12 protein-coding genes and 1 other annotated feature are annotated in these 14,425 nt (G+C 39.1%); of the genes, 9 read left to right on the plus strand and 3 right to left on the minus strand.

Annotated features, from left to right (window positions below; all coding sequences use genetic code 11):
- Positions 1–14 precede the first annotated feature (14 nt).
- From AC6CHS_RS01090 to AC6CHS_RS01120, 7 genes are all read left to right on the plus strand, one after another.
- Positions 15–833 (plus strand): cytochrome C assembly family protein, encoded by an 819-nt coding sequence (locus AC6CHS_RS01090; RefSeq protein WP_498233643.1) that lies wholly within the window; start codon positions 15–17, stop codon positions 831–833.
- A gap of 22 nt (positions 834–855) precedes the next feature.
- Positions 856–1,785 (plus strand): hydroxymethylbilane synthase, encoded by a 930-nt coding sequence (hemC, locus tag AC6CHS_RS01095; protein ID WP_498233644.1) that lies wholly within the window; start codon positions 856–858, stop codon positions 1,783–1,785.
- A complete protein-coding gene (locus AC6CHS_RS01100) occupies positions 1,785–2,546 on the plus strand; it encodes a uroporphyrinogen-III synthase (protein ID WP_498233645.1) in 762 nt (253 codons plus the stop codon). Before hemC ends, AC6CHS_RS01100 begins: the two co-directional genes overlap by 1 nt.
- A 5-nt stretch (positions 2,547–2,551) precedes the next feature.
- Complete coding sequence (gene hemB / locus AC6CHS_RS01105; protein ID WP_498233646.1) at positions 2,552–3,535, plus strand: porphobilinogen synthase; 984 nt, start codon at positions 2,552–2,554, stop codon at positions 3,533–3,535.
- A 49-nt stretch (positions 3,536–3,584) separates the two neighbouring features.
- Positions 3,585–4,874, plus strand: coding sequence for a glutamate-1-semialdehyde 2,1-aminomutase (gene hemL, locus AC6CHS_RS01110; protein WP_498233647.1), 1,290 nt, complete (start codon positions 3,585–3,587; stop codon positions 4,872–4,874).
- Between the two features lie 268 nt (positions 4,875–5,142).
- Positions 5,143–6,309, plus strand: coding sequence for a stage VI sporulation protein D (gene spoVID / locus AC6CHS_RS01115; protein WP_498233648.1), 1,167 nt, complete (start codon positions 5,143–5,145; stop codon positions 6,307–6,309).
- Between the two features lie 131 nt (positions 6,310–6,440).
- Positions 6,441–7,454: a phosphotransferase gene (locus AC6CHS_RS01120; protein ID WP_498233649.1), complete on the plus strand. Its 1,014-nt coding sequence runs from the start codon at positions 6,441–6,443 to the stop codon at positions 7,452–7,454.
- Here the strand turns inward: AC6CHS_RS01120 and AC6CHS_RS01125 are convergent.
- Positions 7,451–7,639 (minus strand): YszA family small membrane protein, encoded by a 189-nt coding sequence (locus AC6CHS_RS01125; protein ID WP_058949379.1) that lies wholly within the window; start codon positions 7,637–7,639, stop codon positions 7,451–7,453. The genes AC6CHS_RS01120 and AC6CHS_RS01125 overlap by 4 nt on opposite strands.
- 136 nt (positions 7,640–7,775) lie before the next feature.
- Positions 7,776–8,014 (plus strand) — a binding site (T-box leader).
- A gap of 163 nt (positions 8,015–8,177) precedes the next feature.
- On the opposite strand from AC6CHS_RS01125, the gene AC6CHS_RS01130 reads away from it, so the two are divergent.
- Positions 8,178–10,823: a valine--tRNA ligase gene (locus tag AC6CHS_RS01130; RefSeq protein ID WP_498233650.1), complete on the plus strand. Its 2,646-nt coding sequence runs from the start codon at positions 8,178–8,180 to the stop codon at positions 10,821–10,823.
- Positions 10,824–11,121: 298 nt separating this feature from the next.
- Here the strand turns inward: AC6CHS_RS01130 and AC6CHS_RS01135 are convergent, their stop codons facing one another.
- Together AC6CHS_RS01135 and AC6CHS_RS01140 are read right to left on the minus strand one after the other, a co-directional pair.
- Complete coding sequence (locus tag AC6CHS_RS01135; protein ID WP_498233651.1) at positions 11,122–12,009, minus strand: ATP-grasp domain-containing protein; 888 nt, start codon at positions 12,007–12,009, stop codon at positions 11,122–11,124.
- The gene (locus AC6CHS_RS01140) at positions 12,002–12,916 is read right to left on the minus strand and encodes an ATP-grasp domain-containing protein (protein WP_498233652.1); all 915 of its coding nucleotides are present in this window, start codon (positions 12,914–12,916) and stop codon (positions 12,002–12,004) included. Before AC6CHS_RS01140 ends, AC6CHS_RS01135 begins: the two co-directional genes overlap by 8 nt.
- A gap of 86 nt (positions 12,917–13,002) precedes the next feature.
- Between AC6CHS_RS01140 and AC6CHS_RS01145 the strand changes: the two genes are divergently transcribed.
- Positions 13,003–14,283 (plus strand): bifunctional folylpolyglutamate synthase/dihydrofolate synthase, encoded by a 1,281-nt coding sequence (locus tag AC6CHS_RS01145; RefSeq protein WP_498233653.1) that lies wholly within the window; start codon positions 13,003–13,005, stop codon positions 14,281–14,283.
- Positions 14,284–14,425 lie beyond the last annotated feature (142 nt).

Genomic DNA, 14,425 nt, shown 5'->3' on the forward strand with positions numbered 1-14,425 from the left:
AGGATTTTCAGATGATGTTTGAACTGAAATGGGTTTATGAATTCATTTTAATTATTTATGGACTAAGTTTGATTGGGTACTTTATTGATTTCATTCAGAACAACCGGAAGGCAAATAAAGCAGCTTTCTGGTTGCTTTGTATGGTATGGGTTATTCAAACGCTATTCTTGCTGTTTGAAGTCATTTTAGAACATAATTTACCAATTTTTACGTTTACGGACAGCTTATTCTTTTATTCCTGGGTGCTTCTCACATTGTCGCTTATCGTAAATGTATTATTTACGATACATTTTATTTTGTTTTTTATTAATTTATTTAGTTTCTTTATTCTATTACTCTATATTTCCACAAAAGCTCAGGAAACTTTCACAACAGGTGGAGTGCGATTAGTAGATGAAATGCTGGTGGCCCATATTTCCTTGGCTATTTTATCTTACGGTTTCTTCACACTTTCCTTTTTTTGCTCACTTATGTATATTGCGCAATATCGAATACTGAAGGAGAAGAAAGGTCTAAAGTGGATATGGCGCCTAGGAGATCTAAAAATGCTGGATCGGTATGCGCTCCTAGCTATTACGATCGGTGTCCCTTTGTTATTAATTGCCATCACGCTAGGCGTTGTTTGGGCCTATGTATCCAGCTCAGAGTTTTATTGGTTTGATCTGAAAACAGCTGGATCTATTCTCGTATTGCTCGTCTATATCGTGTATCTTTTATTGCGGGTAGGCCGTGGTTATAGTGGGAAGCGCATCGCAATATATAATTCTGCAGCATTTTTGATGTTATTGGTAAACTTCTTTTTATTTAGTGTACTTTCAAATTTTCACTTTTAAGATTCATATTAGGAGGATATTTATGCGAAAAATCGTAGTTGGTTCAAGGAAAAGTAATCTTGCCCTTACTCAAACAAACTGGGTAATTGAACAATTAAAGAAAGCTGGCGTACAAAATGACTTTGAAGTAAAGAAAATTGTAACGAAGGGCGATCGGATTCTCGATGTTACGCTATCTAAGGTTGGAGGAAAAGGGCTTTTTGTAAAAGAAATCGAACAAGCAATGTACGACAAAGAAATTGACTTTGCTGTACATAGTATGAAAGATATGCCATCAAGCATGCCAGAGGGACTGACGATCTCTTCTATACCTGTACGTGAAGATCATCGTGATGCCTTTATTTCAAAAGGAAATGTAGCCCTAAAGGACCTTCCAGAGGGTGCCATCATCGGAACAAGTAGCTTAAGGCGTGCTGCGCAGATGCTTGCTGAACGGCCAGATGTTGAAATTAAGTGGATTCGTGGAAATATTGAAACACGGATTCGCAAATTGCAGGAAGAAGACTATGATGCCATTATTCTGGCTGTCTCCGGTTTAAAGCGGGTTGGTTTGAGCGAAGAACTTATTACAGAATACCTTGAACCTGAGGTTTGTGTACCGGCAGTTGGACAAGGGGCACTCGCTATTGAATGTCGAGAAGATGATCATGAGTTGCATACACTTCTAGATCTAATTAATGATCAATATACAACAAGAACGGTAACAGCAGAAAGAACCTTCCTTCATTTATTAGAAGGTGGTTGCCAGGTTCCGATTGGCGGATATGCTTATTTGGATAAAGAAGAGATAGTACTGACAGCACTCGTAGGAACACCAGACGGTAAAACTATCTTGAAAGAGGTTGTACGTGGCACAGAGCCCTATAAAGTTGGGGAAGAAGCTGCACGTATACTTGCAGACCAAGGGGCTAAAGAAATAGTGGAGAGGGTAAAAGAGGAGTTGGACAGCTAATGTCTTTTTCCCTTAAGCAAAAAAACATTTTGGTTACAAGAGGAGCAGAACAGGCAAATCTTTTTGCCGAGAAAATCACCCAACACGGGGGTAATCCAGTAGTCGTTCCTCTGTTAGAAATCGTGTGTAAAGAATCAGATTTTACTTGGGAAGTATTGAGAAACCTATCCCAATATGACTGGATTTTGTTTACAAGTGCTAATGGTGTCGATTGTTTTTTTGAGTTAAGGAAAAAGCTAGAGAACTCTTCGTGTATTTCTGCCAAAATTGCAACAGTAGGGGAAAAAACGAGTAGTGCTTTGAAGCGATATGGGTACGATGAAACCTTTACACCAGAAACATATAATGCGAACACAATGGCAAGCGATTTTTTAAAGAGGTTTCCTGCCCCTGGTAAATTGTTACTCATTCGGGGCAATCGATCCAGGAAAGTGTTACCGGAAAAATTTCGTCAATCTGGGTTGGATTTTGATATGCTGGAGGTGTATGATACACATTTCAGTTATGAAAGACAACCTCAGCTTATTAAAGCCATAAGCGAAACAAAGTTAGACTATGTTAGCTTTACTAGCCCCTCAACCGTTGAAGCCTTTTGTGAAATGGTGGGGGTTATTCCAGCTAACATTCCCTGTGTATGTATAGGGAACACAACGAGCAAAAGGGCAAGAGAGCTTGGGTTTCAATATATTTTAACACCAAATAAATTCACCATTGATGGAATGATACAAAGCATAACTGATCACATTTCAAGGAAGGGATAGATAATATGTCAAATACATCTGAGTTTAAACGACATCGCAGGCTACGTAGTTCTGCTTCAATGCGTTCATTAGTAAGGGAGACAAAATTAAGCACCGATGATTTTATATACCCTTTATTTATATTAGAAGGAACAAATGTTAAAAACGAGGTTCCTTCCATGCCTGGCGTTTTTCAGGTAACCCTTGATCGTTTAGAAGAAGAACTTAAGGAGATCCATGAGTTAGGAATTAAAGCAATTATGTTGTTTGGTGTACCGAACGAAAAGGACGAAGAAGGAACAGGCGCATTTATTGCTGAAGGAATTGTACAACTAGCTACGAGAAAGGTAAAAGCAGTCTATCCTGAACTCCTTGTTGTAGCTGATACATGTCTTTGTGAATACACGTCACATGGCCATTGCGGTCTAATTCATAATCATGATGTTGACAACGATGCATCTCTTCCACTTTTAGCGAAAACAGCTGTATCACAGGCTGAAGCAGGTGCAGACATTATTGCACCATCTAACATGATGGATGGTTTTGTAACTGTCATTCGACAAGCGTTGGACGAAGCGGGCTATACAAATATTCCAATCATGTCTTATGCCGTAAAATATGCTTCAGCATTTTATGGCCCCTTCCGTGATGCAGCAGACAGTACGCCACAATTTGGGGACCGTAAAACGTACCAAATGGATCCTGCAAACCGCCAGGAAGCATTGAGAGAAGCCGAATCGGACGTTGCAGAGGGTGCAGACTTTTTAATCGTGAAACCGGCCCTTTCTTATTTGGATATTGTCCGTGATGTTAAAAACAATACGAATGTTCCCGTAGTGGCGTATAATGTGAGTGGGGAGTATTCCATGGTAAAGGCAGCTGCATTAAATGGCTGGATTAATGAAAAAGAGCTTGTGATGGAAAAATTAACTTCTATGAAACGTGCAGGCGCTGACTTAATTATCACATACTTTGCAAAAGATGTAGCAAAATGGTTGAATGAAAAGTAAGAGCTACCTGCGGGACAGGATAAAATTCAATAGAGGTGATTGATTCGATATGATTAATTTAAGAAATTCAGAAGATGCATACAAAGAAGCAGTTGATTTAATGCCCGGCGGAGTGAATTCTCCTGTACGCGCATTTAAATCTGTTGGCATGTCACCTGTATTCATGCAATCAGGCAAAGGTTCCAGAATTTATGATATTGATGGAAATGAATATATCGATTATGTACTTAGCTGGGGGCCCCTTATATTAGGACATGCAGATGACCGAGTAGTTAGTAAATTAAGAGAAGTCGTTGAAAAAGGGACAAGCTTTGGTGCCCCTACTTTACTCGAAAATGAGTTGGCACAATTGGTTATTGATCGTGTGCCATCTATAGAAATGGTGAGAATGGTTAATTCTGGTACAGAGGCTACCATGAGTGCTTTAAGGCTTGCTAGAGGGTATACCGGAAGAGACAAAATTCTTAAGTTTGAAGGGAATTATCACGGACATGGTGACTCCTTACTAATTAAAGCAGGATCGGGTGTAGCAACATTAGGTCTACCGGATAGCCCTGGTGTACCGAAAGGAGTAGCAGAGAATACCATTACTGTGCCATATAATGACATGAAAAGTGTTCGCTATGCATTTGAACAATTTGGCGATGATATTGCTGCGGTAATTGTTGAACCGGTTTCCGGAAATATGGGTGTTGTTCCTCCACAGGATTCCTTCCTGCAGGATTTACGTACCATCACGGAAGAAAATGGTACACTTCTTATCTTTGATGAGGTTATGACAGGGTTCCGTGTAGGCTTCCATTGTGCTCAAGGCCATTTCGGAGTGACACCTGATCTAACCTGCCTTGGGAAAGTAATTGGAGGCGGTTTGCCAGTAGGTGCTTACGGTGGGAAGCGTGAAATCATGGAAAAGGTAGCTCCAACGGGCACAATTTATCAAGCAGGTACTTTGTCAGGTAACCCACTCGCAATGACGGCAGGCCTGGAGACACTTAGTGCTCTAGACAAATCCTCCTATGAGCAAATAAATAAAAAAGTTGATCGCTTGATGGAAGGGTTTAAAGATGCTGCGAATGCCCATGACATCCCACTGCAAATTAATCGGGCGGGTTCCATGGTAGGTGTCTTCTTTACTGATCAAGAGGTAATTAATTATGAGACTGCACAATCAGCCAACTTAGATTTTTTTGCTCAATATTATAGAGCGATGATGGAGCAGGGAGTATTCCTCCCACCTTCGCAATTTGAAGGATTATTCCTTTCTACTTCACACACTGACGAAGATATTGAAAAAACAATTAGTGCTGTTAACCATGCCTTTGCGTCAATAAAAAAATAATTATAAAACTTTGCTACAGAAAAGCCGTGTGTTATTCGAATTCCTTGAGAAGTCGAGTCCACACGGCTTTACATTTTAATTGAAATGAATGATTATTCATTTATAAGCGTTTGAATGGGAATTTTTCTACACTTTTTTACTTGGTATGTCCATTCTTTTTTTGGGGGGATAGATCGAATCGGCTAAATCAAGCATATCCCTAATTTGTCGTTCATATAGATGAATAAGACATATAAACATATGGAATATGTTGAAGGGAGGAAGCTAGGTGTCAAATGATCGCTCAGTTTTTAGTTTTGAATTGAATGAAGTTCTTTCTTTTGAAAGAGGTCAGGAAGTCGCGGAGATGAAAGGCATTTCGTTAGAACCTGATATTTCGATACAGCCTTTTAATGAATACATTTCCATACGTGGAGTTATTGAGTTAAAAGGGGAATATCAAAAGGTTGCTTCTCAGAAAGAAGATACGATTGAACTAGAAGACTATCAAGCAAAGCGTTTTGTTGAAAAAGTCGAAGAATACCCAGATGGTAGAGTGGAATTTACCCACCGTTTCCCAGTGGAAATTTCTGTACCTACCTATCGCGTACACAATCTTAATGATGTGTCGGTCTATATCGATTCCTTTGATTACGAGATTCCAGATGAAAGTAGTCTTAAGCTGTATTCTACCATTGAGATATATGGGATAAGTGAAATAAAGGAAACACCGAGAAGTGAAATAGACCAAGCAAACGAGGAAGAAGTAGCGAACTCAGAGCAACAATTAAGAGATGACACGGAACAACCAGCTCATTCATTTGAGACGCAAGAAGAGGATGAACAGCCAGATGAAACAGGCAATGAAGAAAGGGAAGAAGAGGAAACACAAGATGACGAGTCTCTCTTAGATAGAGAAAAATTGGATTTCCAGTTTGAGTTAAAAGAAAAGGAAGAGCCATTAGAAGAGGTTAAAGCCTTTCCTTTTACTCCTCCTGAAATACCAGAGCTTAAAAAAGAGTTGGATGATGGTAGTAAAGAAGAAGCAGAAGAAGGCAGATGGAAATATAAAGAAACGAAGTCCTTTAGTGAGTTTTTTAACAAATCTGCACCAGAAGAAAGTAACAGTGAAAGTGAATCTGAATCTGAGATATTAGATGTAGAAGAAAACGAAGAAGATTGGGAAGAATCGACGGTAGAGTATGACGTACAGGATAGTTCAGAAAACCGTGAAGATCCTGTTCAGGATGTTAGCTACCTATCAGACATGTTCCGTGATAGTGAGGAGGAAAAATATACAAAGATGCGTCTTTGTATCGTGCAAGAAAGGGATACAATCGAATCTATCGCAGAGCGCTATCAGGTTACAACTCTACAACTTATCAAGCAAAACCAGCTCGATGATGAGTTTGAAGTGTCGGAGGGACAGCTGTTATACATTCCAAAGAAGAGATAAATTTAATTCACTGCCCCTTGGTTAAAAACAAGGGGTAGTACTTATTTACAAGTTAGGAAAGTATAAATCTCTACTAGATAGAATGATGAGCAAAGACGGGAATAACGATTCCTCTAAGGTGGTGAGCTAGAATGGAAGCCGAAAATATATTGCAGTCGTATTCTGTATACCCGTTGACTATAGAAAAGGTTACGAAACGTTTATGGAAGATAAGCGATGGAAATCGCAGCTATGCACTAAAAGAAAGCAAGCTGTCTTCCAGTACGATCGCAAATTGGGAAAAGTCGTTTAAATTGGCTGAGTATCATCAGCTACATGCTATTTTGCCAGTATATATGACAAGAAATGGTCAACTATATCAGGAACATCTCGGAAGCTTTTATTATCTTAGTCCATGGGTCGACCAAGATAACGGTAGAGGCAAGGAACGAAACATTGCCGATTTTTATAGCAACCTTGGTGCTGTGCATGCAAAAACGAAACAGACTAAACAAATTGAAAAAGACACTTTCGTTCGTGAATTTGGTACATACAAGCAGGCTTGTGAAACACTTTTTAATGAATTAAACAGAACGGTTGATCGTTTTGAGCGCAGCCACTATATGTCTCCATTTGAATTATTGGTATGCTCACAGTTTCGCGATATTGACATGGTGTTTCAAGTTTTGAATAAACGCCTGGACCAACTTGTTTATGTGTCCAACGATGAGCAAGTAACCTGGAATAGTAGTTTTTGTCATGGGCAGTTAAGCAGAGAACATATAGTGCATCATAACAATGCCCAGCTTATTAATTGGGAACAAGCACGATATGAGAATGCTACAATGGATTTAGTGCGTTTTTATCGTTCCGAAACGCTTGATTATGATGCTCCAATAACTGCTTATACAGAGGAATTTCATTCTTACATAAAGGAAAATGAACTAACTGAAAAAGAGTTACAGCTTTTGACAATCCATTTACTGCACCCATCTTCCTATTTTCGGTTAGTTCAAGAATATCTTGAAGACCCTTCAAACCAAACAATGTTAGCAAGAACGAGACAATTACAACGTGCATACAGACAGCTAACTTTTGGCCTACAATGGTCTGATTATGTGGAAAAGGAGCATGAAACAGTTAATTTTGATGATCTAGATAGCTAAATCCATTCCAAATAAAAAGCTATAAAGACCCCAACGATTAAACCAAGTAAAAAAACATCAAATGTAGTCGGAAAAAATAATGTGCGGACTAACTGAAATATCAGGATAGGTAATGTGACCTTTTCGGCTACAAATAAGCAGTTTCTTGCCCATGGTGGGAGTTTATACCGGTAATAACGGGCCATTATAATCTTCTCCTTTCTACCCTTCACTTTTGGTGTGTGTTTTAATATACTATGTATAAACATAGGGTGATTGTGCAACCCTGCTAAATAATAGTTGACGTAAATACAGCTTAACTATAAAATGTATCTAGATATTATAATAGTGATGATGGAGAAGAGTACAGAATGAGCTGTCTAAAGAGAGGGAAACAGATGGTGAAAGTTTCCCGGCTGAGCGTATTCTGGAAGGTCGCTCCTGATGCTGCATCTTTGAACGCTTACGTTAGTAGGAGAATGCCGGTTACGAACCGTTATCAATTAATGAAGTGTACAGGTCTGTATGTGACCTGTAAACAAAGGTGGTACCACGGAAATTAGAACTTTTTCGTCCTTTCTATAGGATGAAAAGGTTTTTTTTACGTTAAAAAGCATAAAATTTTTAGCTGGGTAGAAGTGATGACGTAGGTAAAAATGTAAGTACCAAGTATAAGAAAAACGTACAGATCGTTAACCGACTAGCGATTGCTATTTTTTCTAAATGGAAAAAGGAGGATTAAGTATGAGTGAACAAGAAAAACAAGCACTGTCTGCAAAGTATAACCCGAAGGAAGTAGAAGAAAACAGGTACCAATTTTGGTTAGATGGAAAGTATTTTGAAGCAGAAGGGAAGGATTCTAAGAAAGAAGCCTATTCTATTGTAATTCCGCCACCTAACGTAACAGGAAGACTCCACCTTGGCCATGCATGGGATACGACCATGCAGGATACGATCTCAAGAATGAAGCGAATGCAAGGATATGATGTACTATGGCTTCCTGGTATGGACCATGCTGGCATCGCTACTCAGGCTAAAGTAGAAGCGAAGCTAAAGGAACAAGGAACGAACCGCTATGAGCTAGGTAGAGAGAAATTTCTCGAAACTGCTTGGGAATGGAAATCCGAATATGCAGATTTTATTCGTTCACAATGGGAAAAATTAGGCTTAGGATTAGATTATTCTCGTGAACGCTTTACGCTTGATGAGGGATTGTCAGAGGCAGTTAAAGAAGTGTTCGTTAAACTGTATGAAAAAGGCTGGATTTATCGTGGCGAATATATTATTAACTGGGACCCGAAAACCAAAACTGCACTTTCAGATATTGAGGTTATTTACGAGGAAGTACAGGGGAAATTTTATCACTTACGTTATCCAATTAAGGATAGTGAAGAGTATATTGAAATAGCCACCACACGGCCTGAAACGATGCTTGGTGATACAGCAGTTGCCGTACATCCGAAAGACGAACGCTATAGCCATTTAATTGGTAAGAAAGTTATCTTACCAATTACTGGTCGGGAGATAGAAATTGTTGCCGATGATTATGTGGATAGAGAATTTGGTTCAGGAGCTGTTAAAATAACTCCCGCACATGACCCGAATGATTTTGAAATTGGAAACCGACACAATCTGGAAAGAATCCTAGTCATGAACGAGGATGGAACAATGAATGAAAAGGCTGGGAAATACGAAGGTTTAGATCGGTTTGATTGCCGAAAGCAGATTGTGAAGGACCTTGAGGATATGGACGTGCTATTTAAAATAGAAGACCATACTCATCAAGTGGGACATTCGGAAAGAAGTGGGGCAGTTGTAGAGCCTTACCTGTCTACCCAATGGTTTGTAGATATGCAGCCACTGGCAGATGCTGCTGTGGAAATGCAACAAACAGAGGATAAAGTTAATTTTGTACCTGATCGATTTGAGCGCACCTATTTAAATTGGATGGATAACATTCGTGACTGGTGTATCTCTCGTCAGCTATGGTGGGGGCACCGAATACCTGCATGGTATCATAAAGAAACAAATGAATTATATGTTGGCAAAGAAGCTCCTAAAGACAGTGAAAACTGGGTACAGGATGAGGATGTTTTAGATACATGGTTTTCATCTGCCTTATGGCCATTTTCTACAATGGGCTGGCCGGATACAGATTCGGACGATTTTAAACGATATTTCCCAACAGGTGTATTGGTGACTGGATATGACATTATCTTTTTCTGGGTCGCACGAATGATATTCCAATCGAAGGAATTCACCGACGTTAAACCTTTTAATGACGTATTAATTCATGGATTAATACGGGATGCAGAAGGCCGTAAAATGAGTAAATCCCTTGGAAACGGTGTTGATCCAATGGATGTCATCGAAAAATATGGAGCAGACTCTCTACGGTACTTCTTATTAACAGGGTCTACCCCAGGGCAGGATCTGCGTTTCCATTGGGAAAAAGTTGAATCAACTTGGAATTTTGCCAATAAAGTATGGAATGCTTCGAGATTCTCACTAATGAACATGGAAGGCTTTACGTATGAAGATATTGATTTGTCAGGGGAAAAATCTCTAGCAGATAAATGGATACTGGCCAGACTTAATGAGACAATTGGGCATGTAACAAAAAATAATGAGAAATACGAGTTCGGTGAAGCGGGCCGTCATTTATACAACTTTATATGGGATGATTTGTGTGATTGGTATATTGAGATGGCAAAGCTACCATTATATGGTGAGGATGAAGACCGGAAAAAAACAACTCGCTCTGTACTTGCCTATGTTTTAGATCAGACGATGCGTATGTTGCACCCATTTATGCCATTTATTACAGAAGAAATTTGGCAACAGTTACCACATGAAGGAACTTCTATCACCATTGCAAAATGGCCAGAAGAAAATCCTGCATTTGATGACGAACAAGCGGTAAATGAAATGAAACGTCTCGTTTCAATCATCAAATCAGTGCGAAATATTCGAGCTGAAGTAGACACACCAATGTCTAAACAAATTAAACTACGTATCCAAACCGAATCAGCTGCGATTTCAGCAGAGTTGGAACATAATCGTCATTATCTTGAACGTTTTTGTAATACAAGTGAGTTAGAGATAGCTGAGAAGGTTTCAGTACCTGAGAAGGCTATGAGTTCGGTTGTTACTGGAGCGGAGCTTTTCTTCCCACTTGAAGGATTAATTGATTTCGAAAAAGAAATAGAGCGGCTTGAAAATGAGTTGGCTAAATGGACGAAAGAAGTGGAACGTGTTCAGAAAAAGCTAGCGAATCAAGGTTTCGTCAGCAAGGCGCCAGAACATGTAGTAGAAGAAGAGAAACAGAAAGAAAAAGATTATTTAGATAAGCAAGCCAAAGTGAAAGCAAGATTACAGGAATTGAAATAACTTTAAGTAAAAGAGGGCGTGACATAACTTATTTTACACGTTAGGAAAGATACAATTTCAGCAAGGAAGCAAAATCGACGCAGTTGAAATTTTAAGGTTCCAAGTATAAGAAAAACGTACACATTCGCTAAAGGACGAGCGAATGCGAGTTTTTCTAATCAGTGAAAAACTAGACGTGATATAGGATCTTTAATTATCACTCCGGAAATACACTTCGCTGATTGGTTTTTCACTTCTTAAAGCAAATGAAAGTCCGAACTAGATTGAGTGAAAAACAATCGTAGTTCGGATTTCTTTTTTAAAAAAATTCTTCTGTTCCAGCCTGGTTCCTGTTCAATTCATCTTTAATATGCTGAATATAGATCTTTAAAATATTGACATCACTTACAGCACTAAGTGTCCTCGAACCAACAATATCTTCTATTTCGTTAAACAGAAGGGTTCCTTTTTCATCCAATAAAAAATCGATGCCAACCATTCCAAATTCAAATGAAGCGATGATTTTTTCAATTTGGCTTTGTTCCTTCTCACTTAATATATAAGCTTCAGCAGATCCACCAAGTTTGTAATTGGCACGGAAGTCTTTGTCACTCTTTCGCAAGACTGCCCCGATTATTTTTTTCCCAACTACGAATACACGAATGTCTTTACCAAGTTGTACCTTACATGACTGTATCACCATATAGTCAGAATCAATGTAAGGGATTGATTGATCGAACATGGAGATATCCTCGATCAAGAATACCTGGGACCCGCCTCTACCATGCGGTTCTTTTAAAACAAATGGAAAATCGATAGGAGGTTGCCCATGCAAAGCATCTTCTTTTCTAAGGAAAAAGCTGTCTAACATTGGAATACCTAATCGTTGTATAGCAAGATGGGTCATTGCCTTGTTGTTCGCCATATAGGATATTGCAGATGAATTAAAGACATGAATACCAATGAACTCAAGTTGTTTGCTTAACAATGTATCAATTGTTCTTATAACGGCAAAGTCTGGAAAGGAGACGAACTCACCTTTCCATTTTATTATGGGCTGATCATTACTTATCCCAATGAGGAGATCTTCTCTGTAAATTAGGGAAAGCAAGACATCTTGCTGGGAAGCCTCTGCTATAAACCAGTCTATATAAGAGCGATTTTCCTCTGCTTTTTCTTTATCATAAATAAGCCACCCATTAATCATGGCTATTCCTTATTCTTCCGTTCTTAATAACTTCTAAAACATACTGCACCATATAGTCGGCAACATTTATTCCAGTGCAATCAAACATGCTACGTATGTGGGCGTTAGAGTTAATTTCACATACGAGGGGTCCGTCTTCGCCAAATAGAAGGTCCACTCCAGCAAAATCTGCGCCTATTGCCTTGGTCGCGGTAATAGCTAGTTCTTCTTCTTGAGCTGAAGGTGTGTAAGCTTGCATGGTGCCGCCAGCAGATACATTAGCGCGAAAGTCGTTCGATGCTTGTCTTTTCATGGCAGCAACCACATGATCACCGACTACTTGAAGCCTAAGATCTTTTCCGTAGCTGGAAGAAATAAAAGCTTGATAAAGATATGGTTTTCCTTGAAGTTCAAGTACCTTTTTGTGTAGTTCATCTTCGTCATGTATTAAATAAACTTGCTCGCCAAATGACCCAAAAGCTTCTTTAATAATTAGAGGAAAGCCGAGCTCTTTGGCAATGATATGTACGTCCTCTAAATGAGTATTGTCTTTCATAAATACCTTTGGAGCTACAATAGTAGCCGGCAGTGAAATATCGTATTGGGACAGCTGCTGAAATGTAGCGATTTTGTCATCACTTACCTCAATTGCAGAAGACCGGTTGAATACAGGAATTCCAAGTAATTCCAGCTGCTTTGCCAGATAGATGTCCTTATCAGCGAAAACGACATAATCCGGTAATGATGGCGAATTATCAGATAAGATTTTTATTTTATTTGTTTGTAATGATACAAGCAACTCATTATTTTTATAGATAGTTGTGGAACTCCCTTGCTTTAAGGCTGCCTCTTGTATCCATTCAGCAAAGTCGAGAAACTTGTTACCTTTTAGACTTCCATTATAAACGATCCAACCGTGTAAATTCATGAGAATGCTCCTTTCTGCTATACTAATTCTAGTTTAGAATTACTAGAACTTAAACTATCATAATACACTATAGGTAGGGGATATATATGTTTACAACATTTGACCAGGTGGTTGATTTCTTTGAACAAAGAAAAACCTTTGGAATCAAACCAGGCCTTGAGCGAATACAAGCACTATTGAGACTATCCGGCGAACCTCAAAAACGGATGAAAGCTATTCATATTGCTGGTACGAACGGCAAAGGATCAACCTCTCATTTCTTAAAAGACGCACTTATAGCCAATAACTACAAAACAGGGCTATTCTCATCGCCTAGTCAAACTGTAACGGGGCATATTTGGTTGCAAGACAGACCAATCACGGAAGCTGAGTTCATTATAGAGTTAAATAGACTCTACCCAGTTATTAAAGTACTCGATGAGCAGGATATGCATCCGACAGAATTTGAGATTATGACAGCAATCGCATGTCTTTATTTTTCCCAGCACACCGATATTGCTGTTATAGAGGCTGGTATGGGTGGTAGAGAGGATACCACAAATTGTTTTGTACCGATCCTATCCATTATAACAAATGTTGCTATGGATCATACTAGCTTTTTGGGTGAACGTATAGAGCAAATTGCTTACCATAAGGCAGGTATTATAAAAAAAGGAATACCTGTTATTACAGGTGATCTGAAGCCGAATGCAAATCGCGTCATTGTAGAGGAAGCAAACAGGTGTGAAGCAGATCTTTATCAACTCGGCGACCACTTTACCATTCGTACACCAGTAATTAAAAACGATATACAGCATGTGACGTGGCAGGATGGCTCTACTATGACTCGCACATTGCAACTGCAAATGAAAGGCGTTCATCAGGCGGAAAATGCTGCTTTAGCAGTAAAGGCAATAAAACTACTTAAGCAAAAAGGTTATATGATGGATCTACCTGTTGCCCTAACCGCTATGAAGCATACAAGAGTGCCCGGAAGATTTGAGCAAGTTTGTCATGATCCGCAGGTGATCTTGGATGGTGCACATAACCCAGACGGAATTGAATCTTTTCTTTCTTCTGTACAGACCTATTATCCGAGTAAGGAAAGACATCTTTTGTTTGGTGTTTTTAAGGACAAAGACGTGGAGAGAATGCTAGACAAACTGCGGTCTTATTTTGCTACGATAACCTTAACAACGTTCGATCATCCTCGTGCAGCTAGTAAAGATGAACTTCAATCTTTTCTTATTAAAGATCCTTCTCTGTACTTTGTTCCATGGCGTGAAGCGGTTAACGCAATGAATGATGCAAACGCTGTGTATTTCATTACCGGCTCTCTTCATTTTATTATGCAGGTTGAAGGCTTTTTCGATATTTCTAAAAGGTAAAGTCAGTCGATAAAAATTGATTAGCTACGTTTTGAAACGGCGATTTATGTCTAAAGTTTTTTTTGATAGTGTGACAAGATTCTTCTTACTTTTCAACCTACGTATGCTAGAGTGTGTGTAACTACCATTCCAGTAACGGAGG

This window comes from Oceanobacillus sp. GQ8, from assembly GCF_059758495.1.

What these genes read in the sequence shown, in the direction of transcription:
- AC6CHS_RS01135 (WP_498233651.1), bottom strand. Translation starts at nt 12,009, where the DNA reads ATGATTAATGGGTGGCTTATTTATGATAAAGAAAAAGCAGAGGAAAAT.
- AC6CHS_RS01090 (WP_498233643.1), top strand. Translation starts at nt 15, where the DNA reads ATGTTTGAACTGAAATGGGTTTATGAATTCATTTTAATTATTTATGGA.
- AC6CHS_RS01130 (WP_498233650.1), top strand. Translation starts at nt 8,178, where the DNA reads ATGAGTGAACAAGAAAAACAAGCACTGTCTGCAAAGTATAACCCGAAG.
- AC6CHS_RS01140 (WP_498233652.1), bottom strand. Translation starts at nt 12,916, where the DNA reads ATGAATTTACACGGTTGGATCGTTTATAATGGAAGTCTAAAAGGTAAC.
- hemB (WP_498233646.1), top strand. Translation starts at nt 2,552, where the DNA reads ATGTCAAATACATCTGAGTTTAAACGACATCGCAGGCTACGTAGTTCT.
- hemL (WP_498233647.1), top strand. Translation starts at nt 3,585, where the DNA reads ATGATTAATTTAAGAAATTCAGAAGATGCATACAAAGAAGCAGTTGAT.
- AC6CHS_RS01120 (WP_498233649.1), top strand. Translation starts at nt 6,441, where the DNA reads ATGGAAGCCGAAAATATATTGCAGTCGTATTCTGTATACCCGTTGACT.
- AC6CHS_RS01100 (WP_498233645.1), top strand. Translation starts at nt 1,785, where the DNA reads ATGTCTTTTTCCCTTAAGCAAAAAAACATTTTGGTTACAAGAGGAGCA.
- AC6CHS_RS01145 (WP_498233653.1), top strand. Translation starts at nt 13,003, where the DNA reads ATGTTTACAACATTTGACCAGGTGGTTGATTTCTTTGAACAAAGAAAA.
- hemC (WP_498233644.1), top strand. Translation starts at nt 856, where the DNA reads ATGCGAAAAATCGTAGTTGGTTCAAGGAAAAGTAATCTTGCCCTTACT.
- AC6CHS_RS01125 (WP_058949379.1), bottom strand. Translation starts at nt 7,639, where the DNA reads ATGGCCCGTTATTACCGGTATAAACTCCCACCATGGGCAAGAAACTGC.